We start from the raw sequence: 25,218 nt of genomic DNA on the forward strand, positions 1-25,218 counted from the left end.
CGTCTATTGCCCTGCGCGAAAAGCCTGATTACACGTGGCTTATGACATTGCAATTGCCCACTCCGATGGCCCCGCTGAAACTGGGCACGCGCGGCTCGCCGCTCGCGCTTGCCCAAGCCAATGAGACGCGCGCGCGTCTTGCTGGTGCTTTCGATCTGCCCTTCGAGGCGTTCGAGATCGTGGTGATCAAGACGACCGGGGATCGCATCATCGACCGCCCGCTGAAAGAGATTGGCGGCAAGGGCCTTTTCACCCGCGAGATCGAGGACGCGCTTCTGTCCGGTGGGATCGACATTGCGATCCATTCGATGAAGGACATGCCGACGCTGCAGCCCGAGGGGCTGCTGCTGGACACCTACCTGCCGCGCGAGGATGTGCGCGACGGGTTCGTCTCGCCCGGCTATGCCACGCTGGCCGACCTGCCCGAAGGGTCAAAGGTGGGCACTTCTTCCTTGCGGCGCCGCGCGCAGGTGCTGGTGGCCTATCCGCATCTGGAAGTCGTTGAATTTCGCGGCAATGTGCAGACCCGCCTGAAGAAACTGGAAGAGGGTGTGGCCACCTGCACCTTCCTCGCCATGGCGGGGCTCAATCGACTGGACCGCGCGGATGTGGCGCAAAGCGCGCTCGACCCGTCGGTGATGCTGCCCGCCATCGCGCAGGGCGCCATCGGGATCGAGCGGCGCAGCGATGACAGTCGCGCCGCCGAGATGCTGAGCGCGCTGCATCACAAGGAGACGGGCCAGCGCCTTGCGGCGGAGCGCGCGTTTCTGGCCGCGCTCGATGGCTCGTGCGAGACGCCCATCGCGGGCCTCGCCGAGCTGGACGGCGGCACGCTGCACCTGCGCGGCGAAGTGCTGCGCCCCGACGGCTCGCAATCCATCAAGGACGCGCGCAGCGCGCCCATCGAGGATCGCGCCGAGCTGGGCCGTGCGATGGCGGCGGACATGCTGCGCGAGGCCGGGCCGGGGTTCTTCGACTGGCGTGAGTAGCTACTGGGCTGGCCGCATGTCCTTGAGCGCGAGTAGCGCCGCGGCGGCCAGCATCAGGGTGCCGCAAATCTTGTTCACCAGACCGAAACGCGCGCCGCGCAATGCGCCCGCCGACCGCGCGCCCAGCCAGCCCCAGAGCATCAGTATCACGCCATCCACGACCAGATAGGTCGCGCCGAGAATGGCCAGCTGTGGCAGCACCTGCGCGGCGGGGTCGATGAATTGCGGGAAAAGCGCGCCGAAGAACACGACGGCAAACGGGTTGGCCATCGAGGTGAGGAAGCCTTGGCGGTAGAGCCGCGCGGCGCTGTTCTTTGCTGGTTTCGCATCCATCGAGCTCTCTTTCGACAGGATCAGTTGCAGCCCGATCCACGCCAGATAGGCGACGCCCAGCCATTTGATCAGGGCAAAGGCCGTGGCCGAGGTGGCGATGATTGCGGCAAGACCGAAGGCTGCCGCGGTCATCTGGATCGCATTCGCGCTCAGATCGCCGAATACCGTCCAGAGGCTGCGCCGCACCCCGTGCCGGATGGAATTCGAGATGATCAAGAGCTGGCTCGTGTCAGGCGGCGTGGCAAAGAAAACGGCGACGGCAGCGAGATAGAGCAGGTAGGTCTCGAGGCTCATCGCAGATATCCTTTCCGGATCACTCCACCGCGCGGATCAGCTTGCGCTCCAATACCCGCAGCACCTGGCGCAGATCGGCGCCGCGCTTCAATATCTGCCCGTCCATGCCGATCACGGCGTATTGGCCCTGTTTGCAACGCAGCTTGGGGCGCTTTTCGATGCGGTAAAGCGGGTGCTCGGCGGTGCGGCGGAACACGGAAAAGACCGCGACCTCGCGCAGGCTGGAGATGCCGTAGTCGCGCCATTCGCCCGCCGCCACCATGCGCCCGTAGAGCGACAGGATCACGCCCAGCTCGGTGCGGTGAAACGCGACCTGATCGGGCGCGGCAAAGCTGGGGGAGGGCGATTGGTAACTCATACTTTCAGAGTTGCGCCGAAATCAGTCCAGATCAAGCCTTAAGCCCGGATCATGCGAATTGCCCCTGGCAGAACCAGCCCGAGCTGAGCGCCGCGCCATGCGCGTAAAAGAGCCACAGCCGCGCGCCACCTTGCGTCACCACATGCCAATAGTCGCGCACGCCGCTGCGCCATTCGGGATCATCGAGCCACCATTCGGGCGCGATCCGCTCGGGGCCTGTCGCATCCGCCAGCGCGTGATCCTGCCCGCGCCAGCGAAACGTGGCAGGCGGGCGGGGCGTGTCGGGCGCCGTGACCAGCTCGGGCCGCCACAGCAGCAGGGGGCGCGGGCCGGGGGGCAGGGGCCAGGCGCCTGCCGCGGCAGGCTCGGACCAGGCGGCGGGCTGCACCGTGCTGCATTTCTCGGGGATATGGCTGCTGGCAGGATGGCGCCGTGTGATGGCATCAAGACCCACACGCGCGCCGATCCGCCCAATCAGATCCTCGAGCGCGGTGTCGCGGCCCGCCCGCTCGCGCGCGGCGCGGCCCGCGTCCAGATGCCCAGCGGGGCGGGCCGCATAGATCGGCTCGACCTGCGTGGCCTCCAATCGCAGGATGTCGATGCCGTATCCTGCGTCCAGATCGTCCAGTTTCATCGCCAAGAGGGGCGTGATGCGGTCCGGCTGATCGGCGGGGCGCGCAAGGCCGATCTGCACCCAGCCTGCCGTGCCGTCCGCGCGGTATGCCTCCAGCCGGATGGCGCGCGCGCCTTGCCCCTTGGCGCGCAAGAGATCGCACAGGCGCGGGATGAGGCGCGCCAGCGCCGCCTCGACATCCTCGCGCAGGCCGATCGGGTCCGGCAGGCTGAGCCGCGTGGCAAAGCGCGGCGGCGCGGCCTGGGGCGAGACAGGCTCGGGCACCGCGCCCAGGGCCTGATCCATCCGCATCAGCAGACCCTTGCCAAAGCGCCGCGCCAGCGGCCCGCGCGGTTGGCCCGTCAGATCGCCGATGCGGCGCAGGCCAAGCCGCGCCAGCGCCGCCGCCGTATCGCCATCGAGGCGCAGCGCGGTGACGGGCAGGGGGGCCAGCGCCTGCCGCGTCATGCCGGGCGCGGCGATGCGCGGCGCGCTGCCTTGGCCCTGCGTGCCCGGGGAATTGCCGGGCGCGGTGCCGCCCCGCTCCCAATGGCGGCGCTTGGCGGCGCGGGACCGGGTCGCGCGCGCCTCCTGGTCGATCGCATCGCCCGAGCGGTCATGCACCACGCCGCGCCCGGCATAGCGCGCCAGCGCCCAGGCCGCGCCGGGCGTATCGGCCAGGCCGCATTCCGCATGCACGCCCAGATCGGCGGCATCCTGCAGCACCGTAGCCATCAGCGCCGCCTCGCCGCCGAAAAGATGTGTGCAGCCGGTGACATCCAGCATCAGCGCATCGGGCGGCTGCGCGGCGACCCAGGGGCTGTAGCGCCCGGCCCAGCGGGTCAGCGCATTCAGAAACGACGCCTCGGCATGCGGGTTCTGTACCCGCGTGATCAGCCCCGCGCACATCGCATGCGCATCGCGCGCGGGCTGTCCCACCCTCAGCCCCGCCGCCGTGGCCAGCGGGCAGAGCGATGAGATCACCTGCATCTGCCCCGTCTCCTCCAGCACGGCAAAAGGCGCGCCGTGCTGGTCGCCAAGACGGCGCAGCAGGCGGTCGGCCCCGAGGCGGGGAAACCAGACGGAGAGGATTCGGCGGGCGGGCATGGCAGTGCTTTGTTCGCTATTTGTTCACTTTTCTATAGCGAGGGAAAAGCCGAGTCGAGTCCGCGCAGCGCCCATTGCCACGTCACCATGTCACGACATCACATCACGGACGCGCTGAACTCACCCGCACCAGATGCGCGTGATCCGGCCTCGGCCATCCGTATCCACGTTCAGCCGGGCGGGATTGTAATCCATCGTCATCGCCATATCCGGCCCGATGATGCGCACCGCGCGCCCCGGTGCGCTGAAATCGAACGCGCTCTGCGCCTTGCCGATGCGGTCCGAATAGCCCGTCGCGCCGCAGCTGTCGGAGGCCGCCGGTGTAAAGACCGCCTGCGCGCCGCGCGGCCCGTCCGGCGCACCGCCGCCGCATGCGGCCAGTGCCAGCGCAGCGGGCAGGATAAAGGTGGAAAGATTCGGGCGAGGCATGGCATCCTCCTGAGATTGCGAAGCCCAGCGTCGCCTACTGGCCCCAAGGTTTCAAGCCCCTTGCCTTTGGCGCATTGAAACACCCGGCCATTTCGCCCAAACTCTGCACAACCGACAAAACAGCAAGGACAGCATCATGCGCACCACAGCCGCCGTGGCCCTCGAGGCCGGAAAACCCATGGAAATCATGGAAGTGAACCTCGATGGCCCGAAAAAGGGCGAGGTTCTGGTCGAGATAAAGGCGACCGGCCTGTGTCACACCGATGATTTCACCCTCTCGGGCGCCGACCCCGAGGGCGCGTTCCCGGCGATCCTCGGCCATGAGGGCGCGGGCGTCGTCGTCGAGGTGGGCGAGGGTGTCACCTCGCTGGATGTGGGCGATCATGTCATCCCGCTCTACACGCCCGAATGCCGCGAGTGCGAGTATTGCCTTAACCCCAAGACGAACCTCTGCCAGTCGATCCGTTCGACCCAAGGGCAGGGCGTCATGCCCGACGGGACCAGCCGCTTTTCCATGCTCGATGGCACGCCGATCCTGCATTACATGGGCTGCTCGACCTTCTCGAACCATACCGTCCTGCCCGAGATCGCGCTGGCCAAGGTCCGCAAGGACGCGCCTTTTGACAAGATCTGCTATATCGGCTGCGGCGTGACCACCGGCATCGGCGCCGTCATCAACACCGCCAAGGTGGAACTCGGCAGCCGCGCCATCGTCTTCGGCCTTGGCGGCATCGGCCTCAACGTCATCCAGGGCCTGCGCATGGCGGGTGCGAGCCAGATCGTCGGCGTCGATATCGACCCGCAAAAGGTCGAGATGGCCAAGCGGTTCGGCATGACCGATTTCGTCAACCCGAACGAAGTGAAGGGCGATTTGGTCGGCCACCTGGTCGAGCTGACGGGCGGCGGCGGCGACTACACGTTCGACGCCACCGGCAACGTGGGCGTGATGCGCACAGCTTTGGAGGCGTCGCACAAGGGCTGGGGCGAAAGCGTCATCATCGGCGTCGCCCCTGCGGGCGCCGAGATCGCCACGCGCCCCTTCCAGCTGGTCACGGGCCGCACATGGAAAGGCACGGCCTTCGGCGGCGCGCGGGGCCGGACGGATGTGCCCAAGATCGTCGACTGGTACATGGACGGCAAAATCGAGATCGACCCCATGATCACCCACATCCTCAAGCTGGAAGAGATCAACAAGGGCTTCGATATGATGCACGCGGGCGAAAGCATCCGGAGTGTGGTGGTTTACTAAAGCTCCGCCCGAATTGCTCTGATTTCAGGGGCGGCCCGCAATGGCCGCCCTTGGTGTTTCAAAGCGCAGGAGGATGAAGGAAAAATACGGGTCAATCTCCGCTTTCAGCCCTTGATGCCAGAGCGGCGCCTTGCGCAACGGCCCGCTCTCACGGGTCAGCCGCTTACCATGCCAGCAATCATTGCACCGAGCGCAACGAGATGGACCAGCATCAGGGCCTTGTCGTTCCACATGGCGCCGACGGCAAACCATCCCAACACGCCGATGATGAACAGGTACAGGTTCCACGGCGTCCATCCGAACCCTGTCGCCGTGTAGCCCATGATCTGGATGATCGATGCGCCCCATTTGACCAAGAAAACCATGCGGTCAAATTGAGGGCGTGCGACGATCGCATCACACGGCACGGGTCAATCCCCCGTCAATACGCAGGTTTTGGCCCGTGATGTAGCCGCCACCGTCTGAGGCCAGAAGTGAAATCACCGACGACACTTCCTGCGCGCGCCCATACCGTCCCAACGGAATGCGCGCGCGGCGATCTTCGGTTTCGGGGAGGCTGTCGATAAATCCCGGCAAGACGTTGTTCATGCGGATGTTGTCAGCCGCGTATTTATCGGAATAAAGCTTGGTGAATGCGGCAAGACCCGCCCGGAAGACGCCCGAAGTCGGGAAGAGCGGATCAGGCTCAAACGCGGCAAAAGTCGAGATATTGATGATCGTGCCGCCGCCCTGCGCCTGCATGAGAGCGGTGACAAGCCGCGTCGGCCGGATGACGTTGAGCAGGTAGACTTCCATGCCCGCATGCCAATCTTCATCCGAGATTTCGAGCACCGGCCCTTTGGGTCCATGGCCTGCGGAGTTGACCAGAACGTCGACACGGCCCCAGCGGTCAACGGCGCCCTGAACCAATGCGGACACGTCATCGGGGTTGGTGTTGGACCCGGTGACGCCAAAGCCGCCTAACTCAACGCCGAGCGCTTCGCCTTTGCCCGACGAAGAGAGGATGCCCACAGCGAATCCGTCGGCGGCCAGCTGGCGGGCGGCCTCTGCGCCCATTCCACTGCCGCCTGCGGTAATTAGTGCTACTTTTTCTACTGACATTTTTCTCTCCATCTCTACTTTGATCTATTATTACCAGAAATAATCGGATCCATCTCCTGAGAATTCATGCTTCATGCCTGTAGGAAATCTATCGCCAAATGTCACAACTCCCTCCCCTCAACGGTCTGCGCGCATTTGATGTGGCTGGCAGGTTCCTGAATTTTCAAGCTGCTGCCGATGAACTGGGTGTCACCCAAGGTGCCGTCGCACAACAGGTGCGCCAGCTTGAGGCGCATTTGGGAGTGCCCTTGTTCGAAAGACTGCCCAAGGGATTGGCGTTCACGTCGGCGGGGCGGAGCTATCACATGAATGTCGCAACCGCGTTCGAGGCGCTTCGCAGTGCAACAAGCCAACTCAAGCCAGAACATGGCAAAGTCCTTGTCAGTGTCACCCCGACATTCGCCGCAAAATGGCTGATTCCCAATTTGCCTGACTTCTCTGCCAGGCACCCCGAGATCGACCTGCGCATTCTGGCAACCGAAAAGGTTTCAAGCTTTCACGGTGACGGGATTGACTTGGCGGTAAGGCAGGGAAAGCCACCCTTTGGTGCCTCCCTCGACGCCCACCTTCTGTTTCGTCAGGAGGTGATCGCAGTGGCGTCGCCAAGGTTTGTGGACGGGCACAGTTTACCCGTCAGCCCAGAGGTTTTGTCATCCGTTCTCAAGCTGCACGATTCGCATGATCTGTGGCCAGACTTTCTGAGACTGCTGAACATCGAGGATAAGGCAGGTCGTGGACTGCGCCTAAGCCAAACGTCCCTGGCTGTGGATGCGGCCCTATTTGGTCAAGGCGTGGCGCTGGTAAGCCGCTTTCTTGTTGCTGCGGAACTCGAAGCCGGGCGATTGGTCCAGGTTACTCCGCAAATCCTGCCCGGCGAACAGAATTTCTACCTGCTTGCCGGGCGCAAATCCAGGCAGAACCCCGCGATCGATGCAGTGGTGGCGTGGTTTCTGGAGCGAGCTGAAAAAGCGCCCTGTCCTGACTGAGCCGACGCAAGGCCACCGATGGCGACCGACGGGGCAATTGCTATCAAGATGCCTTTTGTCACGCAGAGCCGATGTCCCCACCTCGCAGTATCAACGCCAAGCACTTCGTCCCGACGCGGCATTATGCCGTCTCCCTGACTGCGCAAGGCGTGTCCTCGTTCAACTCTGCGTCCGAGTCGATCATCCCTTGTGCCACGCCCGGAAAGGCATAGTTTCCCAGCCAAGCGCATCGCAAAAGGAGCGACCGACATGACCGACGATACCTACACGCCGCCGAAAGTCTGGACATGGGACGCCGAGAGCGGCGGAAAATTTGCCTCGACGAACCGCCCCATCGCGGGCGCCACCCATGACAAGGAACTGCCAGTGGGCAAGCATCCTTTTCAGCTTTATTCGCTGGCGACCCCGAATGGCGTCAAGGTCACGGTGATGTTCGAAGAGCTGCTCGAGGCCGGCCATGACGCCGAATATGACGCGTGGCTCATCGACATCGGCGAGGGCGACCAATTCGGCAGCGGCTTTACCGAGATCAACCCGAACTCCAAGATCCCCGCGCTGCTCGACCGCTCGCGCGAGACGCCCGTGCGGGTGTTTGAATCGGGTTCGATCCTGATGCACCTGGCCGAGCGCTACGGCGCCTTCCTGCCCGCGTCAGGCGCGGCGCGCACCGAAGTGCTCAACTGGCTTTTCTGGCAGATGGGTAGCGCGCCCTATCTGGGCGGCGGATTTGGCCATTTCTACCACTACGCGCCTGAAAAATGGGAATACCCCATCAACCGCTTCGCGATGGAGACCAAGCGCCAGCTCGACGTGCTGGACCGCCAACTGGCCACGCGCGAGCATATTGCCGGCGACGCCTACAGTATCGCCGACATCGCCATCTGGCCTTGGTACGGCAATCTCGCGCTTGGTCGGCAATATGGCGATGCCGGGACGTTTCTGGATGTCGAAAGCTACGAGAACGTCCAGCGATGGGCCAAGGCGATCGACGCGCGCGCCGCCGTTCAGCGGGGCCGCATGGTCAACCGCAGCTTTGGCGAGCCGGAGAGCCAGCTGCACGAGCGGCACAGCGCCGCCGATTTCGAGACGCAGACTCAGGACAAGATCGGCAAGAGTGGCTGATCGTCAGCCATCGGCGCGGGTCAATGTCACGCCCGCGCCGCGCTTGCGTACGGGCACATCGGCCCGCAGCTTCCAATTATACTTGGTATCGCTGCGCACGTGGTCCCAATGCAGCGTGCCGCCCGTGCGCCACGGATCCAGCACGATGCCCGTGCGCCAATCGGCGCCGCGCGCGTAAACGACGGCGGTCGAGTGCTCCAGAAGGAATGGATTGTCGGCATTGGCCACCAGCCGATTGAACTGCAGCGTGGCGAAACGGGCGTGGGTCATGCGGGTCTGGATATCGCGTGCCCAGTGATAGCAGAGGCCGCGCTCTTTCAAACCGACATTGACCTTGGCGTTATGCACGAGCGGGGGATCGACGATCTCGTATTCGCGCGCCAGATCCGATGACACCGAATAGGCCAGGCGCGCGGCCCGCGCCGCCTCGGCCGGGTCCACATTCGGCCCCAGTGCCATAAGAGCGGCCTCCAGACTCTCGGGTCCGTTTTGGGTGCCGATCCGCGCGGGGGCGCCGCCGCAAGCGGACAGGAGCGTCGTCGCGCCCAGCCCCAGGATCATTGCCCGACGTGTCGTCATCGCTGCCTCGCTCGTTTGCGCCGTCTCTTTTGCGGTGAAAATAGCGGTGGCGCATGGTCATGGCCAGCCCCCGCTTTCGGCCTTCGCACATCCCCTAGTGCGTTCGGCGCATTTTCGCGATATGCTGCGACGCAGCGACAATCGCGGAGGCAGGTATGACCGGCACGGTACTTACGGTGGCACAGCAAAAGGGCGGCAGCGGCAAGACAACGCTGACGGCAAACCTGGCGGTCGAATTGGTGGCGCGCGGCTACAAGGTGGCGATTATCGACACCGACCCGCAAGGCAGCCTTGGGCGCTGGTTCATGACCCGGCGCGAGGCATCGGGCGATGCGGGACTGGAATTCTCGACCTCCTCCGCCTGGGGGGTCGATTACGAGGCGGGCAAACTCGCCGATGCGCATGACTTCGTGCTGGTCGACACGCCCCCCAAGGCCGACAGCGATTTGCGCCCGGCGCTGCGCAAGGCTGATCTGGTGCTGGTGCCCGTTGCCACCAGCCATGTCGATCTCTGGGCCACCGAAAGCGTGCTGGACCTTGCGCGCCGCGCCGATACACCCGCGATGATCGTCCTCAACCGCACCCGCGCGGGCACCCGTCTTGGCGCCGAAATCGCCGAGGAAGCGGCCAAGGTCGATGCCGCGCTCGCAACCGCCGTTCTGGCCAATCGCATCGCCTATGCCGAGACGCTGGGCCGCGGGCAGGGCGTGCGCGACACCGCGCCCAAAGGTCCCGCCGCCGCCGAGGTGGCGGCGCTTACCGCCGAAATCCTTGCGCATCTTGGCCGCTAGGCGCCGCGCGCGGCTTTCATTGTTCTAAAAATACTCAATCCTGCCGTGCCGCTTTCGCCGCGCCCGCGGATAGGGCATGTAAGGCGACAAAGGAGACACCCATGCGCGACAGCACCCCTCTTCTCGCCGTCCTCATCGACGCGGACAACACATCGCCCAAATGGACCAAGGCGATCTTCGACGAGATCGCCGGTATCGGCGAGGCCTCGGTGCGCCGCTGCTACGGCGATTTTTCGTCCCAGCAGATGAGCGGCTGGAACAAGGTGCAGGCCGAGTTCGGCCTCGTGCCGCATCACCAGCCGGCCAATACCGTGGGCAAGAACGCCAGCGACATCGCGCTGGTCATCGATGCGATGGACCTGATGCATTCGGGCCGCTTCGACGGCTTTGTGCTGGTCTCGTCGGACAGCGATTTCACCCGTCTGGCTAGCCGCATCCGCGAACAGGGGCTGGATGTGTTCGGCATCGGCGCCAAGAAGACGCCCGAGGCGTTCCGGCAGGCATGCAAGCGGTTCATCTACCTCGAAAACCTCGGCGGCGCGCCCGAGGATGCGCCCAGCAAGCCATCTGGGCAGAACATCAACGAGGCCCGCGACCTGCTGTTCAAGGCGATGGACAGCATCGATCAGGACAGCGACTGGTATGCGCTGGGCCGTCTGGGTCAGCAGATCACTACCGCCAACCCCGATTTCGACACGCGCAGCTACGGCCACAAGAAGCTGAGCGATCTCATTGCCGCCATCAAGGTGCTGGAAACGCGGCGCGAGGGCAATCAGCTGATGGTGCGCCGGATGGATTGAGGCGCGCCGCCCGGCCGGCCCAATCTGGACAAGCGCCGCCCCCTGTGACACATCCTGCGCCACCCAAGGAGCGCCGCCAATGACCATCACCCGTTTCGCCCCATCGCCCACCGGCTATATCCATGTCGGCAATCTGCGCACCGCGCTGATGAACTGGCTTATCGCGCGCAAGGCGGGCGGCACCTTCATCCTGCGCATCGACGATACCGATCCCGTGCGCTCCAAAGAGGAATATGTCGACGGTCTGAAATACGACCTCGAATGGCTGGGCCTGACCTGGGACCGGGTCGAGCGCCAGTCCGAGCGCCTGGACCGCTATCACGAGGCCGCAGACAAACTGCGCGAGATGGGACGGTTCTACGAGGCGTTCGAGACTCCGACCGAACTCGATCTCAAGCGCAAAAAGCAGCTGAACATGGGCCGCCCGCCGGTTTACGACCGCGCGGCGCTGGCGCTGGACGAGGCCGAGAAGGACCGTCTGCGCGCCGAGCGCGGCCCCGGCGTCTGGCGTTTCAAGCTGCATCAGGAGCGGATTGAGTGGGCCGACGGCATCCTTGGGCCGATCAGCATCGACGCGGCGTCGGTCAGTGATCCGGTTCTGATCCGCGGCGACGGTCAGGTGCTCTATACGCTCGCCTCGGTCGTCGACGATACCGAGATGGGCGTGACGGATATCGTGCGCGGCTCGGACCATGTGACCAACACCGCGACCCAGATCCAGATCATCGAGGCGCTGGGCGGTCATGTCCCGAACTTTGCGCATCACTCGCTGCTGACCGGCCCGCAGGGCGAATCGCTATCGAAACGCCTCGGCACGCTCAGCTTGCGCGATTTGCGCGCGGCGGGCATCCAGCCCGCAGCGCTGCTGAGCCTCATGGCGCGTCTCGGCTCGGCTGACCCGATCGAGCTGCGCACGGATATGCAAAGCCTGCTCGATGGCTTCGACATCTCGCGCTTCGGCTCGGCGCCGACGAAATTCGACGTGAATGATCTCTACCCGCTGACCGCGCATTACCTGCAAGGGCTCGATTATGCGTCGGTCAAGGACCGCATCGCCGAGCTGGGTGTGCCCGAGGATGTGGCGCCGCTCTTCTGGCAGGTGACGCGCGACAACATCACCACTCTGGGCGATCTCGATGCCTGGTGGACGATGTTCCGCGACGGGGCCGAGCCTGTGATCGACGATGAGGATGCCGAGTTCATCGCCGTTGCGATGACCCTGCTGCCCGAAGGCCCGTTGGACGAGACCAGCTGGGGCACCTGGACCACCGCCGTCAAGGAAGAGACCGGGCGCAAGGGCAAGGGCCTCTTCATGCCGCTGCGCAAGGCGCTGACAGGTCAGGCGCACGGGCCGGAGATGGCACAGGTTCTGCCACTTTTGCAAGTGATCCGCGCGCGGGGGTGAGGGGCGATCAAACCCGAAACCGGAGCCGGACGAGCGCCTGCCCGTGGGATGGCGCCGCACCACAGCTTCCGAGCGATTCATGCTGGCAAGGTCATTGCGTCAGTCCCGTGGTTGCGCTCCCTTGCCAAAGCGCCAGCCCGCCGGGACGGGCAGGCGCTCGTCCGGCGCCTTCGGCGCTATTCGGACGAAAGCATCACCACGCGAATAGCTTGGTCTGGCGAGATTGACGCCAAAACCCTCTAAGCCCGCTTCATCCGCACCGGCAAGCTCGCCAGCCCCGCATCGACCACATCCGTCTCGCCTTGCGTCAACGTGCAGGCGCGCGGATACCGTGGCGCGGCGCGGTCGTCGATGACGTCCACCTCCCAGCCATCGGTCGTGTCGAAGAAATGCTGCGCGCCGGCAGGGCCGAATTCGCGCAAATAGCCTTGGATCACGACGTCGATATAGCTCAGCAGCAGGTGATACCCGCGCTCCTCCACTGCCGCGCGCGTGCCGTACCCGGGTACCGCATAGACGGCGATCTGCGGGCGGTGGGGCAGGGGATGCTCGACCATATGCTCGGCCGGAACGCGGTCATAGGCCCCCTCGCGCAGATCGAGCGCATGCCAATCCGCATCGGGCACCGGCGCGATCAGACCGTCGATAATGGTGCCGGTGTCCTCGACGACCGACAGGAACGCCACCTCGCGCAGATTGGTGGGCCGCCAGCGCCGCCGCCAGCCTTTCAGCCGAGCGGGATGCGCCGCCGTGAAGTCATGCGTGCCCCGATTGACGAGGCTGCCATACCCAAAGAAATAAGCGTGCGGTGCGGTCTCCATACCGCTTTTCTGCCTCAGGCCGACGCCGAGCGCAACGGGCGGAGATGTCCCCGCGCAGCACGCGCAAAAACCCTTGCCGCGCGAGGGCCGGTATACTACCGTCCACCTTGATTGAATCGGGAGAACTGGCAGCAGCCGGTGCCGAAGGAGCAACCGCCCCGGAAACTCTCAGGCGACAGGACCTTTTCGATCGACAGACTCTGGAGAGATCCGCGTTCGGGCCCGCCCCGGACAAGGGCGCCGAAGGGATAGCGATCTCAGGCGAAAGGACAGAGGGGGCATCGTGGCGCATCCTGTTTTTCAGGTATTTGCGCCTTTGCGATGCCGCAGTTGATTTCCCGAATCGACCCGGCAGCCATGGCAGGAGGGCCGGTATGAGCGATCTGAAGGTGACGGTGCTGAACGCGCTGCATCGCGAGTTGGGGGCCAAGATGGTGCCTTTTGCGGGCTATGAGATGCCCGTGCAATATCCGATGGGCGTGATGAAGGAGCATCTGCACTGCCGCGCGCATGCCGGTCTGTTTGATGTCAGTCATATGGGCCAGGTCATCATCCGTGCGCCGGGCGGTTATGCCGAGGTGGCGGGCGCGATGGAGCGCCTTGTGCCCGTTGATGTGGCGGGCCTTGCCGATGGGCGCCAACGATATGCGATGTTCACCAACGATCAGGGCGGGATCGAGGACGATCTGATGGTGGCGCGCCGGGGGGAGGATCTCTTCGTCGTCGTCAACGCCGCCTGCAAGGAGGCCGATATAGAGCGCATGACCAAGGGCATGCCCGGATGCGACGTGCTGCCAGTGGCCGAGCGCGCACTCCTGGCGCTGCAGGGACCGGCGGCGGCGCTGGCGCTCGAGGCTGTCGCGCCGGGCGCCGCGGGCATGCGCTTCATGGACATCGCCAAGCTGGACTCGGACTGGGGCGAGCTGTGGCTCTCGCGCTCGGGCTACACGGGCGAGGATGGCTACGAGATTTCGGTCGAGGAAGGCCAAGCCGAGGCCTTCGCCCGCGCGCTGCTCGATCAGGAGGCGGTCGAGCCTATCGGCCTGGGCGCGCGCGACAGCTTGCGTCTCGAGGCGGGGCTTTGCCTTTATGGCCATGACATCGACAGCGGCACCACCCCTGTCGAGGCCAGCCTCGGCTGGGCTATTCAGAAGGTGCGCCGCAGCGGCGGGGACCGCGAGGGCGGATTTCCCGGCGCGGACGTAATCCTGCCGCAACTGCGGGATGGCGCGGCGCGGCGCCGCGTCGGCCTGCGCCCCGAAGGCCGCGCGCCGATGCGCGAGGGTACCGCGCTGTACGAAAGTGAAGAAGGCGGTGAGGCGATCGGCCAGATCACATCGGGCGCCTTCGGACCGACGATCGAAGGACCGATGTCGATGGGCTACGTGCCGACCAATCTGGCAGGCTCGGGGACGACGGTATATGGAGACGTCCGGGGCAAGCGCATGGCCGCGACTGTCACGGCGCTGCCTTTCACACCCGCCAATTTCAAACGCTGACTTCCAAGGGAGAGATCCGAACATGAAATACACCGAAGAACATGAATGGCTGCGCGTCGAGGATGACGGCATTGTGGTCGGCATCACCGAGCATGCGGCCGAGCAGCTGGGCGATATCGTCTTTATCGAACTGCCCGAGGTTGGCACCGAAGTGGCCAAGGATGACGAGGTGGTCGTGATCGAAAGCGTCAAGGCCGCAAGTGACATCCTCGCGCCCATCGATGGCGAGATTATCGAGGTGAACGAAACGCTCGCCGACGCGCCCAGCACCGTGAACGACGACGCCATCGGCGACGGCTGGTTCTTCAAGATCAAGACGGACGACATGAGCCAGCTCGATGACATGATGGACGAGGCCGCCTACAAGAAATTCATCGGCTAGGCGCCCTTGGCCCGCTGGGGGACGCCTCCGGCGGGAGTATTTGCGGAACAATGAAAGACGGGCGGGGCGCGCGGTTGCCCTGCCTGGCATCCTCAATGATGGAGTGTGACATGGCGTTCGAGCCCACCGACTATCTGCCCTATGATTTCGCCAACCGGCGCCATATCGGCCCCTCGCCCGAGGAAATGGCCGAGATGCTGAAGGTGCTGGGGGCGGATAGCCTCGATGCGCTGATCGACGAGACGGTGCCGAAGGCGATCCGCCAGAAGGAGCCGCTGGATTTCGGCAAGGCCAAGTCCGAGCGCGAGCTTCTCCATCACATGCGGCGCGTGGCGGGCAAGAACAAGGTTCTGGTGAGCCTGATCGGGCAGGGCTATCATGGCACGGTCACGCCGCCCGCGATCCAGCGCAACATCTTTGAGAACCCCGCCTGGTACACGGCCTACACGCCCTATCAGCCCGAGATTTCGCAGGGTCGCCTTGAGGCGCTCTTGAACTTCCAGACGATGATTTCCGACCTGACCGGCCTCGAGATCGCGAACGCCTCGCTGCTGGACGAGGCGACGGCCTGCGCCGAGGCGATGACCACTGCGCAGCGCGTGGCCAAATCGAAGGCCAAGGCGTTTTTCGTCGATCGCGACTGCCATCCACAGAACATCGCGCTGGTCCAGACCCGCGCGGCGCCGCTGGGGATCGAGGTGATCGTCGGTAATCCGGACAAGATGGAGGCGGACAAGGTCTTTGGCGCGCTCTTCCAGTATCCTGGCACTTACGGTCATGTGCGCGATTTCACCGATCACATCGCCGAGCTGCACAAGCATGGCGCGATCGGCATCGTCTCGGCCGATCCGCTGGCCCTGACCCTGCTGAAAGAGCCGGGCGCGATGGATGCCGATATCGCCGTAGGCTCGACCCAGCGCTTCGGTGTACCTTTGGGTTATGGCGGCCCGCACGCGGCCTACATGGCCTGCCGCGACGATTACAAGCGCGCGATGCCGGGCCGGATCGTGGGCGTCTCGATCGACAGCCACGGCAACCGCGCCTATCGCCTGTCGCTCCAGACGCGCGAACAGCATATTCGCCGTGAGAAAGCCACCAGCAACGTCTGCACGGCGCAGGCGCTGCTCGCTGTCATGGCGTCGATGTATGCGGTGTTCCACGGGCCGAAGGGCCTCAAGGCCATCGCGCAGCGCATCCACCGCAAGACGGTTCGCCTTGCCAAGGGGCTGGAGGCGGCGGGCTTTGCCGTCGATCCCAAGGCGTTTTTCGACACGATCACCGTGGATGTGGGACCGCTGCAATCGGCGGTGATGAAGTCGGCGGTCGATGAGGGCATCAACCTGCGCCGTGTGGGCGAGACGCGTGTGGGCATCTCCTTGGACGAATGCACGCGCCCCGAGAATATCGAGAGCGTCTGGCGCGCCTTTGGTATCACCGATCATGACGACGATTTCACGCCCGAATACCGTGTGCCCGACAACATGCATCGCACGTCCGATTACCTGACGCACCCGGTCTTTCACATGAACCGGGCCGAGACGGAAATGATGCGTTACATGCGTCGCCTTGCGGACCGCGATCTGGCATTGGACCGCGCGATGATCCCGCTGGGGTCCTGCACGATGAAGTTGAACTCGGCGGCCGAGATGATGCCGGTCAGCTGGCGCGAATTCAGCCGTATCCATCCGTTTGTCCCCAAGGATCAGGCGGAAGGCTATCATGAGCTGATCGACGATCTGAGCGCCAAGCTGTGCGACATCACCGGCTATGACGCGATCTCGATGCAGCCCAACTCGGGCGCGCAGGGGGAATATGCAGGCCTTTTGAGCATTGCCGCCTATCACCGCGCGAATGGCGATAACGATCGCAACGTGTGCCTCATCCCGAACAACGCACATGGCACCAATCCCGCCAGCGCGCAGATGGTCGGCTGGAAGGTTGTGCCCGTCAAATGCGACGATCGCGGCGATATCGATCTGGAGGATTTCCGCGCCAAGGCCGACAAGTATAGCGAGACGCTGGCCGGCTGCATGATCACCTATCCCAGCACGCATGGCGTGTTCGAGGAGACGGTGATCGAGGTCTGCCGCATCACGCACGAGCATGGTGGTCAGGTCTATATCGACGGGGCCAACATGAACGCTATGGTGGGCCTGTCGCGCCCCGGCGATCTGGGCGGCGACGTGAGCCACCTCAACTTGCACAAGACGTTCTGCATCCCGCATGGCGGCGGTGGTCCCGGCATGGGGCCGATCGGCGTCAAGGAACACCTGATCCCCCATCTGCCCGGCCATCCGCATACCGGCGGCACCGAGGGGCCGGTGTCTGCGGCGCCCTTCGGCTCGCCCTCGCTTTTGCCGATCAGCTGGGCCTATATCCTGATGATGGGCGGTGAGGGTCTGACGCAGGCGACGCGGGTGGCAATCCTCAACGCCAACTACATAGCTAAGCGGCTGGAGGGCGCGTATGACGTGCTCTACAAGGGTCAAAATGGGCGCGTGGCGCATGAATGCATCCTCGACACGCGGCCCTTTGCCGAAGGTGCGCATGTAACGGTGGACGATATCGCCAAGCGCCTCATCGATTGTGGCTTCCACGCCCCGACGATGAGCTGGCCGGTCGCCGGCACGCTGATGGTCGAGCCGACCGAGAGCGAGACCAAGGCCGAACTGGACCGCTTCTGCGACGCGATGCTGGCGATCCGCGACGAGATCCGCGACATCGAGGACGGCAAGATCGACGGCGAGAATAACCCGCTCAAGAACGCGCCGCATACGATGGAAGACCTCGTGCGCGACTGGGATCGCCCCTACAGCCGCGAGCAGGGCTGCTTCCCGGCGGGGGCGTTCCGGGTCGACAAGTACTGGCCGTCGGTCAACCGCGTCGACAACGTCTATGGCGACCGGAACCTCGTCTGCACCTGCCCGCCGATGGAGGAATATGCCGAAGCCGCCGAATAGGCAGCATCGGAAATGAGAGGGAAAAGCGGGCCGATTGCGGCCCGCTTTTTTCATGACCGCCTATTCGCGGGCGCGCAGCACCTGGGCCGGACGCGCGCCCAGGGGGCGCAGCGCAAAGGCCAGCGCCGTGAGCAGCGTCACCAAAACACCCGCGCCGATGATGATCAGCGCCGATGGCCAGAGGATGCGGTACTCCACTTCCATCACGAAATGGCTGACGGCCCACCCACCCAGCGCACCGGCGCCAAGGGCCACGGCCCCCGCAGCGGCGCCCAGGAGGATCGCGCGCAGCGCAAGGCTGGCCAGGATGCGCGTCCGCGAGGCACCCAGCGTTTTCAGAACCGCCGCCTCGAAGACGCGGGCGTTCTGATCCGCCGCCGCCGCGCCGATCAGCACCAGAAACCCGGTCAGAAGCGTTGCGGACGCGCCCCACGAGGTGGCCGCCGCAAGCCCCTTGAGCAGTTCGGCCACCCGGTCGATTGCCTCCTTGACGGGGATGCCGGTGACGTTGGGATAGGTGTTCGACACCTCGCGCAACAGACGGGCCTCGGCGCCTGCGTCGGCATAGACCGTGGCGATCACGCTATGGGGCGCGCCCATCAGGGCGCCGGGGTTCATCACCATGATGAAGCCGATGCCAGCGGTCGAAAAATCGACCTCGCGCAGGCTGGTGATGGGGGCGGTGATGTCGCGGCCGAGGATGTTGACGGTGATCTCGTCGCCCAGATCAAGGCCCAGCTCCATCGCCTCTTCTTCGGCAAAGCTGATCTGAGGCGGTCCGTTGTAATCCTCGGGCCAGAAGGTGCCTTTGGTGACGGGATCGGGGGAGGCGGCGGCATAGCTGAGGCCGCGATCCCCATCCAGCACCCAGTGCGACTCGCTGACCTCGCTGGGATCGCGGCCATTGATGGCCGTGATCATCCCGCGCAGCATCGGCGCGCTGTCGACACGGCTGACATCGGGATCGGCTTCGGTCAAATCCCGAAAGCCCTCCATCTGGTCGGCCTGCAGATCGACAAAGAAGAAGGACGGCGCGCGGTCCGGCAGATTGCCGGTGATTGCGCCGCGCAGCGTGCCGTCGATCTGCCCGACAGCGGCGAGTACCGTGAGGCCAAGGCCCAGCGCGAGCATTGTCGGTGCTGCCGTGCTGCGCGGCCCGCCTATCGCGGCAAGTGCCCAGCCGACGGCCGGGCGCCCCCGTCCGAGGGGCCGCGCGAGGCGCGCCAGCGCCTGTACACCCCAGGCCGCCAGCCACAGCAGGGTCAGCGCACCAAGGATGCCGCCCGCCGTCCAGAGCGTCAGGCGCAGATCGCCCGAAAATGCAGCCGCCGCCAGCATGAGAAGCGCCGTCAGCGCGCCGATCACTGCCAGCATCGGCCAGCGGGGCAGGCGGCGCCCATCGCTGCCCCCGTCCCGGAAGAGGCTGGCCGCGCGGATCTCCTCGATCCGCGACAGCGGCGCGATGGTGAAGATCAGCACCGCGAGCGCGCCGTAGATTGCCGCCTCGGCCATGGGGCGCGCGTAGAAGGCAAACTGGGCCGGCACCGGCAGGCGCGCCTCGATGATGGGCGAGAGGGCCACGGGCACGCCCGCGCCCAGCAGGATCCCAAGAACAAGGCCAAGCCCGCCCAGAGCGCCGATTTGCAGAAAATACGTGGCCATCACCGTGCCGCGATCCGCGCCCAAAGTGCGCAGGGTTGCGATGGTGGCCGTCTTGCGCGCCAGATAGGCCCGCACGGCCGAGGATATGCCGACACCGCCCACCGCAAGGCCACTCAGCCCGACCAGCACCAGGAACGCCCCCAGCCGGTTCACGAATTCAGAGATGCCCGGCGCGCCCTCGCGCGCGTCCCGCCACTCGATTCCGCTGGTGCCCAGCGCCTCTTCGGCCTCGGATTTGAGCGCGGCCAGATCGGCGCCCTCTGGTAGATTCAGCCGGTAGTCAGTGGAAAAGAGCGTTCCCTCCTGCAAGAGGCCCGACGCCTGCAGCGCCGTGGTACGCACCAATGTGCGCGGGCCAAGCGCGAAGCCTGCGGCGGCGCCGTCAGGCTCGTCCACCAGCGCAGCCATCAGCACGAAGTCCTGCGTGCCAAGGCGAACCACATCCCCCGGCTCAAGCGCAAGGCGCGCGATCAGGGCAGGCGCCATGACGGCGCCCGGCAGTTCCCCCTCGCCGTCAAGCGCCGCACCGAGCGGCATGGCCGGATCGAGGCCAACATCGCCCAGAAGGGGATAGGCGCCATCGACCGCCTTGACCTGCGTCAGTGCCCGCTCGTCCCGGACCACGGCCATGGAGCGAAAGTCGACGACCTCGGACACCGTATCCGCCTGCGCGTCCATCCAAGCGCGCTCGTCCTCGGTGGCAAAACGGTAGGTCAGGCCGATCTCGGCATCGCCGCCCAAAAGCTCGGCGCCTTTTTCGCTCAGCCCCGCCTCGATACTGGCGCGGATCGTGCCTACGGCGGCGATGGCGGCGACACCCAGAATGATACAGCCCAACAGAATACGAAATCCGGCCAGACCGCCGCGCAATTCGCGCCCGGCCAGACGTGCGGCAACTTTGAAATTCATGCGATACGCCCGTCCGAGAGGGATACTGTCCGGTCGCAGCGCGCGGCGAGGTCGTGGTCATGTGTGACCATGATCAACGTCGCGCCATGTTGCGCACGCAGATCAAAGAGCAGATCCATGATCGCGCCGCCGCTGGCGCTGTCCAGATTGCCCGTCGGCTCATCGGCGAGGATGAGACGCGGAGCGGGCGCGGTGGCGCGGGCCAGCGCGGTGCGCTGCTGCTCGCCGCCAGACATCTGCGAGGGGTAATGCCCGGTCCGGTGCGCAAGACCGACAGCCTTCATTTGAGCCTCGGCCCGCTCGGCCGCATCGGGCACGCCCGATAGCTCCAGGGGAACGGCGACATTTTCCAGCGCGGTCAGGGTTGGAATGAGGTGGAAGGATTGAAACACCACGCCCATATGCCCGCGCCGCAGCCGCGCCAGCGCATCCTCGCCCAGCGCGCCCAGATCCTCGCCCAATGCAGTCACCGTGCCGGAGGTCGCGCGCTCAAGCCCGCCCATCAGCATCAAGAGGGACGATTTGCCCGAACCGGACGGGCCGACCAATGCGAGGGTTTCGCCCTCGGCGACATCCAGCGAGATTTCGTGAAGGATGTCGACGTCGCCGGTGCCGGATCTAAGTGTTAGACCAGCATTCTTGAGCGACACTATGGGAGATGACATGAATATGCGCCTGCTTTTTGGAACTTGCCTGCAATATGGGGCCGCGCGCGCCCGGAGCAAGCCGATGATTGCCGCCCTCGGCGCCATCGCCCTGCTGTTGGCCGCGCCCAACCCCGCCATGACGCAAGAGGCGCAGCCCGGCGAGGTCCGTGTCATGCTTTTCGGCGACAGCCTGACAGCCGGATACGGTCTCAAGCGTGAAAACGGGTTTGCGGCGCAGATGTCGACGTGGCTACAGCAGAACGGCACGCCGGAGGGCGTACCTGTGCGGATTCTGAATTCCTCTGTCTCGGGCAGCACTACGGCGGGTGGTGTGCGGCGCCTTGACTGGGCGCTGGGCGATGCGCCCGACGCGATGGTTCTGGAGCTTGGCGGGAATGACTTGCTGCGCGGGACGGATCCATCCGAAACGCGCGCCAATCTGGATACCATTCTGGCCCGCGCGACCGACGAAGAGATTGAGGTGCTGCTGGTCGGCCTCGTCGCCAAGGATAATTACGGGCCCGAATACCGCGAGGCGTTCAACGCCATCTACCCGGAACTTGCCGAGAAGTACGGCACGCTGCTGCAGGTGGATTTCTTTGGCGCCTTGCCCGAGAAAAATGCCGATCAGGTGCCCTACCTGCAAAGCGACGGAACGCATCCCAACGCCGAGGGCATTGCAAAGGTCGTGGCCGATATGGGCCCGCGCGTGCAAGCATTGATCGAGCGAGTGCTGGAGGATCGCGCGGAAGCGGTGCAGAACTGATCGCCGCGCGCAACATGCTCTGCTGAAACGAAAAAGGGGCCCCGCGGGGCCCCGATTTACCACATGTCTCGAAAGGCTTACGCCAGAACGATGTTCGATGCCGACTCGCGGCCGTCACGGCCTGCTTCGATGTCGAAAGTCACTTTCTGGTCGTCTGCCAGGCCGGTCAGGCCAGCGCGCTCAACAGCGGAAATGTGGACGAAAACGTCCTTGCCGCCGCCATCGGGTGCGATAAAGCCGTAGCCTTTTGTCGAGTTGAACCATTTCACGGTGCCAGTGGCCATACCGTAGTCTCCTTGTCTTATGCTGCCCGCGTCAGTGCGGCAGCTCGGCTAGTCAGTGCAAGATCGAGTGCCTGAGCCGTAAGGAGCAGTTGGTCGATAGTGGTAACGTCGCGCGAGTCGTTTACCCCGGTTTGCGCCTTTTTGCAAGTGTCTTGCCGGATTCTGCCTGCGTCTCGGCGCCGCGCCTGTGCCGCCAAAGCGCACCGGGCATGCGCCAAAGCGCCCGCCTGCAGAGCGCGGGATATTCGGCCCGCCCGGCCAAAAGGTCCAGATACATCGCCTTGAGAACCGATGACGCGGCAAAGGCGCGCAGGACGGGCGCGCGTGTGCGCCGCCCGTAAAGGAGGGGGCGCAGCCAGCGCGCGAGGCGCAATGATCGGTGCAGGGGCCGCAGCGCGCGCCGGTAGGCGGGCAGCGCAGCGGCGGTGTTGCCGCGCGCCAGTGCCGCGCTTGCGGCATCTGCGGCGGCGGCGCCCGATTGCATGGCATGGGCGATGCCCTCGCCAGTGATCGGATCGACTAGGCCCGCGGCATCGCCCACCAGCAGGATCGCGCCGCGCCCCGGCACGTGTCGCACCTCCCCGAACGGCAGGTGATGGCCTTTGACCGGCACTACGCTCTGCTCGTCCAAGACGCGGCGATAGTCGGTGAGACGCGCCCGCATATCAGGGTTTGCGCATGCGATGCCGCCGACGCCGATGGTCGTGCTGGACGCCTTTGGAAATTGCCAGCCATAGCCCCAGTCAGCGGCGCCCAGATCGATGCGGATCGTGGTGCGCTCGGCCTTGGGCAGGGGCGGGGCCTCAACCTCCATCGCAAAGCCAACGCGCGCCGGGTTGTAGGCCCGCCCATAGAGCGCACGCGCCACCATGCTGTTGACGCCGTCGGCGCCAATCAGGATCCGGCCCATGACGCACCTGCCATCGGCAAGTCGCGCGGACGGGATGCCCTCAAGCTCGAGCGCCTCGATCCGATGGCCGGTCAGATCGACCGCCCCGGCGGCAATGGCCAGTGACAACAGATGCGCGTCCAGATCGCAGCGCATCGACAGGAACATTTCCGGACTTTCTACTGCTGAGCCCAGAGGCGCGCCGCCTGCGTGAAAAGAAATCCGCGTGCGCGGCTCAAAAAGGTTTGGGTCCAGTGCGCCGCCGAAAATCTGAGCGTAGAGCGTGGCGGCGCGTCCGCTGATCAGTCCGCCGCAGAGTTTGGAACGGGGAAAGCGCGCCTTGTCGATGATCGCTGTGCTGAGGCCCGCGCGCGCAGCTGTTATCGCGGCGGCGGTTCCAGCGGGACCGGCGCCGATGATGAGAATATCGAAGATGTGACGTTCAGGGCATGTGGGCGTCGGCATGTGGTCCGTCTACGCGCTTTGCGATCCCTGCAAAAGAAAAACGCGCAGCCGGGCCGGGCTGCGCGTCTTTTTTCCGCATCACAATCCGGCGCGTCAGCGCGCGAACTTCTTGTGCTTGGATTTCGACGGCTCGATATCGCCCATGCGGCGGATCTTGTCCTCTTCGTAGTCCTCGAAGTTGCCCTCGAACCATTCGACATGCGCGTCGCCCTCGAAGGCCAGCATATGCGTGCAGATCCTGTCGAGGAAGAAGCGGTCGTGGCTGATGACGACGGCGCAGCCCGCGAAATCGACCAGCGCATCCTCGAGCGCGCGCAGCGTCTCGACGTCCAGATCGTTCGTCGGCTCGTCAAGGAGCAGAACGTTGCCGCCGGACCTCAGCAAACGGGCCATATGCACGCGGTTCCGCTCACCGCCCGACAAGAGAGAGACCTTCTTTTGCTGGTCGCTGCCCTTGAAGTTGAAGGCGCCGCAATAGGCGCGCGCGTTCACTTCGGCGTCGCCCAGCTTGATGATGTCCTGACCGTCGGCGATGGCTTCCCAGACGTTCTCGTCGGGTTTCAGATCATCGCGCGACTGGTCGACATAGCTGAGATCGACGGTGGTCCCCAGCTCGATCGTGCCCTCGTCGGGCTGCTCCTGCCCGGTGATCATCTTGAAAAGCGTCGATTTGCCCGCACCGTTTGGGCCGATCACGCCCACGATGCCGCCGGGCGGCAGCGAGAAGCTGAGATTGTCGATCAGCTTGCGCCCGCCATAGGATTTGCTGAGGTTCTCGACCTCGATCACCTTCGAGCCGAGCCGCTGACCGTTCGGGATGACGATCTGCGCCTTGGTCAGTTTCTCGCGCTCGGACTGGTCCGCCAGTTCGTTATAGGATTTGATCCGGGCCTTGGATTTGGCCTGACGGGCCTTGGCGCCTTGGCGCATCCATTCGAGTTCGCGCTCAAGCGTCTTTTGCTTGGACTTGTCCTCGCGCGCTTCCTGCAGCAGGCGCTTGGCCTTCTGCTCGACCCAGCTGGAATAGTTGCCCTCGTAGGGAATGCCGCGGCCACGGTCCAGCTCGAGGATCCAGCCGGTGATGCTGTCGAGGAAATAGCGGTCGTGCGTGACGATCAGGATAGTGCCCTTGTAGTCGATCAGGTGCTGTTGCAGCCATGCAATCGTTTCGGCGTCGAGGTGGTTGGTCGGCTCGTCCAGCAGCAGCATGTCGGGCGCTTCCAGCAGCAGCTTGCAGAGCGCGACGCGGCGACGCTCACCGCCCGACAGGCCGTCGATGGTCGACTCGCCCGGAGGGCAGCCGAGCGCTTCCATGCTGACCTCGACCTGGCTGTCCAGATCCCACAGGTTGTCGCTGTCGATCTCGTCCTGCAGCGCCGCCATCTCGTCGGCGGTGTCGTCGGAATAGTTCATCGCCAGCTCGTTGAAGCGATCCAGCTTGGCCTTCTTGGCCGCGACGCCCAGCATGACGTTTTCCCGCACGGTCAGGTTTTCGTCCAGATGCGGCTCCTGCGGCAGGTATCCGACGGTGGCGTCCTTGGCGGCCCATGCCTCGCCCGAGTAATCCTTGTCGAGGCCTGCCATGATCTTCATCAGGGTCGACTTACCCGAGCCGTTGACGCCGACGACGCCGATCTTGACGCCGGGCAAGAAGCTGAGATGAATGTTTTCAAAGCATTTCTTGCCGCCGGGATAGGCTTTGGAGACGCCTTGCATGTGATAGACGTATTTATTGGCTGACATGATGCTATTCTTTCCTGTGACCGGGTGCGGGCGTG

The 25,218-nt window shown here is 64.8% G+C and carries 24 protein-coding genes and 1 riboswitch; of the genes, 11 read left to right on the plus strand and 13 right to left on the minus strand.

Translation table 11 applies throughout. The features are described from left to right. Positions 1 to 41: 41 nt before the first annotated feature. Positions 42 to 989: a hydroxymethylbilane synthase gene (hemC, locus tag BW975_RS05485; RefSeq protein WP_076531684.1), complete on the plus strand. Its 948-nt coding sequence runs from the start codon at positions 42 to 44 to the stop codon at positions 987 to 989. On the opposite strand, the gene BW975_RS05490 is transcribed toward hemC, so the two are convergent. From BW975_RS05490 to BW975_RS05505, 4 genes are all read right to left on the minus strand, one after another. Further along, positions 990 to 1,616 carry a LysE family translocator gene (locus BW975_RS05490; protein ID WP_076531686.1) on the minus strand — a complete coding sequence of 209 codons (627 nt, stop codon included), beginning with the start codon at positions 1,614 to 1,616 and terminating at the stop codon, positions 990 to 992. 19 nt (positions 1,617 to 1,635) lie between these two features. Further along, positions 1,636 to 1,974, minus strand: coding sequence for a DUF2794 domain-containing protein (locus BW975_RS05495; protein WP_076531688.1), 339 nt, complete (start codon positions 1,972 to 1,974; stop codon positions 1,636 to 1,638). Between the two features lie 49 nt (positions 1,975 to 2,023). Then, on the minus strand, positions 2,024 to 3,694 hold the full coding sequence (locus BW975_RS05500; protein WP_076531690.1) for a Y-family DNA polymerase: 1,671 nt from the start codon (positions 3,692 to 3,694) through the stop codon (positions 2,024 to 2,026). Between the two features lie 120 nt (positions 3,695 to 3,814). Further along, on the minus strand, positions 3,815 to 4,123 hold the full coding sequence (locus BW975_RS05505) for an I78 family peptidase inhibitor (protein WP_083686988.1): 309 nt from the start codon (positions 4,121 to 4,123) through the stop codon (positions 3,815 to 3,817). Between the two features lie 136 nt (positions 4,124 to 4,259). Here BW975_RS05505 and BW975_RS05510 point away from each other — a divergent pair, with 136 nt between their 5' ends. Beyond that, positions 4,260 to 5,372: an S-(hydroxymethyl)glutathione dehydrogenase/class III alcohol dehydrogenase gene (locus tag BW975_RS05510; RefSeq protein ID WP_076531692.1), complete on the plus strand. Its 1,113-nt coding sequence runs from the start codon at positions 4,260 to 4,262 to the stop codon at positions 5,370 to 5,372. Positions 5,373 to 5,527: 155 nt separating this feature from the next. Here the strand turns inward: BW975_RS05510 and BW975_RS05515 are convergent, their stop codons facing one another. Both BW975_RS05515 and BW975_RS05520 read right to left on the minus strand, forming a co-directional pair. Continuing rightward, complete coding sequence (locus tag BW975_RS05515) at positions 5,528 to 5,779, minus strand: DUF6552 family protein (RefSeq protein ID WP_335743491.1); 252 nt, start codon at positions 5,777 to 5,779, stop codon at positions 5,528 to 5,530. After that, entirely contained in the window at positions 5,769 to 6,473 is a 705-nt protein-coding gene (locus BW975_RS05520; protein WP_076531694.1) for an SDR family oxidoreductase, read from the minus strand. Before BW975_RS05520 ends, BW975_RS05515 begins: the two co-directional genes overlap by 11 nt. Before the next feature lie 98 nt (positions 6,474 to 6,571). Between BW975_RS05520 and BW975_RS05525 the strand changes: the two genes are divergently transcribed. Then, a complete protein-coding gene (locus BW975_RS05525) occupies positions 6,572 to 7,459 on the plus strand; it encodes a LysR substrate-binding domain-containing protein (RefSeq protein WP_076531696.1) in 888 nt (295 codons plus the stop codon). Positions 7,460 to 7,708: 249 nt separating this feature from the next. Further along, positions 7,709 to 8,581 (plus strand): glutathione-dependent disulfide-bond oxidoreductase, encoded by an 873-nt coding sequence (gene yghU, locus BW975_RS05530; RefSeq protein ID WP_076531698.1) that lies wholly within the window; start codon positions 7,709 to 7,711, stop codon positions 8,579 to 8,581. 3 nt (positions 8,582 to 8,584) lie between these two features. On the opposite strand, the gene BW975_RS05535 is transcribed toward yghU, so the two are convergent. Next, the gene (locus tag BW975_RS05535) at positions 8,585 to 9,160 is read right to left on the minus strand and encodes a hypothetical protein (protein WP_076531700.1); all 576 of its coding nucleotides are present in this window, start codon (positions 9,158 to 9,160) and stop codon (positions 8,585 to 8,587) included. Positions 9,161 to 9,315: 155 nt separating this feature from the next. Between BW975_RS05535 and parA the strand changes: the two genes are divergently transcribed. From parA to gltX, 3 genes are all read left to right on the plus strand, one after another. Next, on the plus strand, positions 9,316 to 9,951 hold the full coding sequence (gene parA / locus BW975_RS05540) for a ParA family partition ATPase (protein WP_076531702.1): 636 nt from the start codon (positions 9,316 to 9,318) through the stop codon (positions 9,949 to 9,951). Positions 9,952 to 10,052: 101 nt separating this feature from the next. Continuing rightward, on the plus strand, positions 10,053 to 10,751 hold the full coding sequence (locus tag BW975_RS05545; protein ID WP_076531704.1) for an NYN domain-containing protein: 699 nt from the start codon (positions 10,053 to 10,055) through the stop codon (positions 10,749 to 10,751). Positions 10,752 to 10,830: 79 nt separating this feature from the next. Further along, positions 10,831 to 12,156 (plus strand): glutamate--tRNA ligase, encoded by a 1,326-nt coding sequence (gene gltX, locus BW975_RS05550; protein ID WP_076531705.1) that lies wholly within the window; start codon positions 10,831 to 10,833, stop codon positions 12,154 to 12,156. Between the two features lie 239 nt (positions 12,157 to 12,395). Here gltX and BW975_RS05555 read toward each other — a convergent pair whose 3' ends face one another. Continuing rightward, positions 12,396 to 12,977, minus strand: a complete 582-nt coding sequence (locus tag BW975_RS05555; protein ID WP_076531707.1) for a gamma-glutamylcyclotransferase family protein — start codon at positions 12,975 to 12,977, stop codon at positions 12,396 to 12,398. A 107-nt stretch (positions 12,978 to 13,084) separates the two neighbouring features. Continuing rightward, positions 13,085 to 13,171, plus strand: a riboswitch (glycine riboswitch). Between the two features lie 180 nt (positions 13,172 to 13,351). On the opposite strand from BW975_RS05555, the gene gcvT reads away from it, so the two are divergent. From gcvT to gcvP, 3 genes are all read left to right on the plus strand, one after another. Beyond that, positions 13,352 to 14,476 (plus strand): glycine cleavage system aminomethyltransferase GcvT, encoded by a 1,125-nt coding sequence (gene gcvT, locus BW975_RS05560; protein WP_076531708.1) that lies wholly within the window; start codon positions 13,352 to 13,354, stop codon positions 14,474 to 14,476. A gap of 22 nt (positions 14,477 to 14,498) precedes the next feature. Next, a complete protein-coding gene (gene gcvH, locus BW975_RS05565) occupies positions 14,499 to 14,858 on the plus strand; it encodes a glycine cleavage system protein GcvH (RefSeq protein ID WP_076531710.1) in 360 nt (119 codons plus the stop codon). Positions 14,859 to 14,968: 110 nt separating this feature from the next. Then, a complete protein-coding gene (gene gcvP, locus BW975_RS05570; RefSeq protein ID WP_076531712.1) occupies positions 14,969 to 17,818 on the plus strand; it encodes an aminomethyl-transferring glycine dehydrogenase in 2,850 nt (949 codons plus the stop codon). 60 nt (positions 17,819 to 17,878) lie between these two features. On the opposite strand, the gene BW975_RS05575 is transcribed toward gcvP, so the two are convergent. Together BW975_RS05575 and BW975_RS05580 are read right to left on the minus strand one after the other, a co-directional pair. Beyond that, positions 17,879 to 20,389 (minus strand): ABC transporter permease, encoded by a 2,511-nt coding sequence (locus BW975_RS05575; RefSeq protein WP_076531715.1) that lies wholly within the window; start codon positions 20,387 to 20,389, stop codon positions 17,879 to 17,881. Beyond that, entirely contained in the window at positions 20,386 to 21,054 is a 669-nt protein-coding gene (locus tag BW975_RS05580; protein ID WP_076531716.1) for an ABC transporter ATP-binding protein, read from the minus strand. Before BW975_RS05580 ends, BW975_RS05575 begins: the two co-directional genes overlap by 4 nt. Here BW975_RS05580 and BW975_RS05585 point away from each other — a divergent pair. Next, positions 21,053 to 21,802: an arylesterase gene (locus BW975_RS05585; RefSeq protein WP_244512511.1), complete on the plus strand. Its 750-nt coding sequence runs from the start codon at positions 21,053 to 21,055 to the stop codon at positions 21,800 to 21,802. The genes BW975_RS05580 and BW975_RS05585 overlap by 2 nt on opposite strands. A 77-nt stretch (positions 21,803 to 21,879) precedes the next feature. Here BW975_RS05585 and BW975_RS05590 read toward each other — a convergent pair whose 3' ends face one another. From BW975_RS05590 to ettA, 3 genes are all read right to left on the minus strand, one after another. Continuing rightward, positions 21,880 to 22,086 carry a cold-shock protein gene (locus tag BW975_RS05590; RefSeq protein WP_076531718.1) on the minus strand — a complete coding sequence of 69 codons (207 nt, stop codon included), beginning with the start codon at positions 22,084 to 22,086 and terminating at the stop codon, positions 21,880 to 21,882. A 121-nt stretch (positions 22,087 to 22,207) separates the two neighbouring features. Next, a complete protein-coding gene (locus BW975_RS05595; protein WP_076531720.1) occupies positions 22,208 to 23,440 on the minus strand; it encodes a geranylgeranyl reductase family protein in 1,233 nt (410 codons plus the stop codon). 93 nt (positions 23,441 to 23,533) lie between these two features. Next, positions 23,534 to 25,183, minus strand: coding sequence for an energy-dependent translational throttle protein EttA (gene ettA, locus BW975_RS05600; protein WP_076531721.1), 1,650 nt, complete (start codon positions 25,181 to 25,183; stop codon positions 23,534 to 23,536). Between the last annotated feature and the right edge of the window lie 35 nt (positions 25,184 to 25,218).

The organism is Roseovarius nanhaiticus, from assembly GCF_900156535.1.
Classification (GTDB): Bacteria; Pseudomonadota; Alphaproteobacteria; order Rhodobacterales; family Rhodobacteraceae; genus Roseovarius; species Roseovarius nanhaiticus.

What these genes read in the sequence shown, in the direction of transcription:
- BW975_RS05580 (WP_076531716.1), bottom strand. Translation starts at nt 21,054, where the DNA reads ATGTCATCTCCCATAGTGTCGCTCAAGAATGCTGGTCTAACACTTAGA.
- BW975_RS05545 (WP_076531704.1), top strand. Translation starts at nt 10,053, where the DNA reads ATGCGCGACAGCACCCCTCTTCTCGCCGTCCTCATCGACGCGGACAAC.
- BW975_RS05505 (WP_083686988.1), bottom strand. Translation starts at nt 4,123, where the DNA reads ATGCCTCGCCCGAATCTTTCCACCTTTATCCTGCCCGCTGCGCTGGCA.
- BW975_RS05525 (WP_076531696.1), top strand. Translation starts at nt 6,572, where the DNA reads ATGTCACAACTCCCTCCCCTCAACGGTCTGCGCGCATTTGATGTGGCT.
- BW975_RS05575 (WP_076531715.1), bottom strand. Translation starts at nt 20,389, where the DNA reads ATGAATTTCAAAGTTGCCGCACGTCTGGCCGGGCGCGAATTGCGCGGC.
- yghU (WP_076531698.1), top strand. Translation starts at nt 7,709, where the DNA reads ATGACCGACGATACCTACACGCCGCCGAAAGTCTGGACATGGGACGCC.
- BW975_RS05585 (WP_244512511.1), top strand. Translation starts at nt 21,053, where the DNA reads ATGAATATGCGCCTGCTTTTTGGAACTTGCCTGCAATATGGGGCCGCG.
- hemC (WP_076531684.1), top strand. Translation starts at nt 42, where the DNA reads ATGACATTGCAATTGCCCACTCCGATGGCCCCGCTGAAACTGGGCACG.
- ettA (WP_076531721.1), bottom strand. Translation starts at nt 25,183, where the DNA reads ATGTCAGCCAATAAATACGTCTATCACATGCAAGGCGTCTCCAAAGCC.
- BW975_RS05555 (WP_076531707.1), bottom strand. Translation starts at nt 12,977, where the DNA reads ATGGAGACCGCACCGCACGCTTATTTCTTTGGGTATGGCAGCCTCGTC.
- gcvP (WP_076531712.1), top strand. Translation starts at nt 14,969, where the DNA reads ATGGCGTTCGAGCCCACCGACTATCTGCCCTATGATTTCGCCAACCGG.
- BW975_RS05595 (WP_076531720.1), bottom strand. Translation starts at nt 23,440, where the DNA reads ATGCCGACGCCCACATGCCCTGAACGTCACATCTTCGATATTCTCATC.
- gcvT (WP_076531708.1), top strand. Translation starts at nt 13,352, where the DNA reads ATGAGCGATCTGAAGGTGACGGTGCTGAACGCGCTGCATCGCGAGTTG.
- parA (WP_076531702.1), top strand. Translation starts at nt 9,316, where the DNA reads ATGACCGGCACGGTACTTACGGTGGCACAGCAAAAGGGCGGCAGCGGC.
- BW975_RS05490 (WP_076531686.1), bottom strand. Translation starts at nt 1,616, where the DNA reads ATGAGCCTCGAGACCTACCTGCTCTATCTCGCTGCCGTCGCCGTTTTC.
- gcvH (WP_076531710.1), top strand. Translation starts at nt 14,499, where the DNA reads ATGAAATACACCGAAGAACATGAATGGCTGCGCGTCGAGGATGACGGC.
- gltX (WP_076531705.1), top strand. Translation starts at nt 10,831, where the DNA reads ATGACCATCACCCGTTTCGCCCCATCGCCCACCGGCTATATCCATGTC.
- BW975_RS05495 (WP_076531688.1), bottom strand. Translation starts at nt 1,974, where the DNA reads ATGAGTTACCAATCGCCCTCCCCCAGCTTTGCCGCGCCCGATCAGGTC.
- BW975_RS05520 (WP_076531694.1), bottom strand. Translation starts at nt 6,473, where the DNA reads ATGTCAGTAGAAAAAGTAGCACTAATTACCGCAGGCGGCAGTGGAATG.
- BW975_RS05535 (WP_076531700.1), bottom strand. Translation starts at nt 9,160, where the DNA reads ATGACGACACGTCGGGCAATGATCCTGGGGCTGGGCGCGACGACGCTC.
- BW975_RS05510 (WP_076531692.1), top strand. Translation starts at nt 4,260, where the DNA reads ATGCGCACCACAGCCGCCGTGGCCCTCGAGGCCGGAAAACCCATGGAA.
- BW975_RS05500 (WP_076531690.1), bottom strand. Translation starts at nt 3,694, where the DNA reads ATGCCCGCCCGCCGAATCCTCTCCGTCTGGTTTCCCCGCCTCGGGGCC.
- BW975_RS05590 (WP_076531718.1), bottom strand. Translation starts at nt 22,086, where the DNA reads ATGGCCACTGGCACCGTGAAATGGTTCAACTCGACAAAAGGCTACGGC.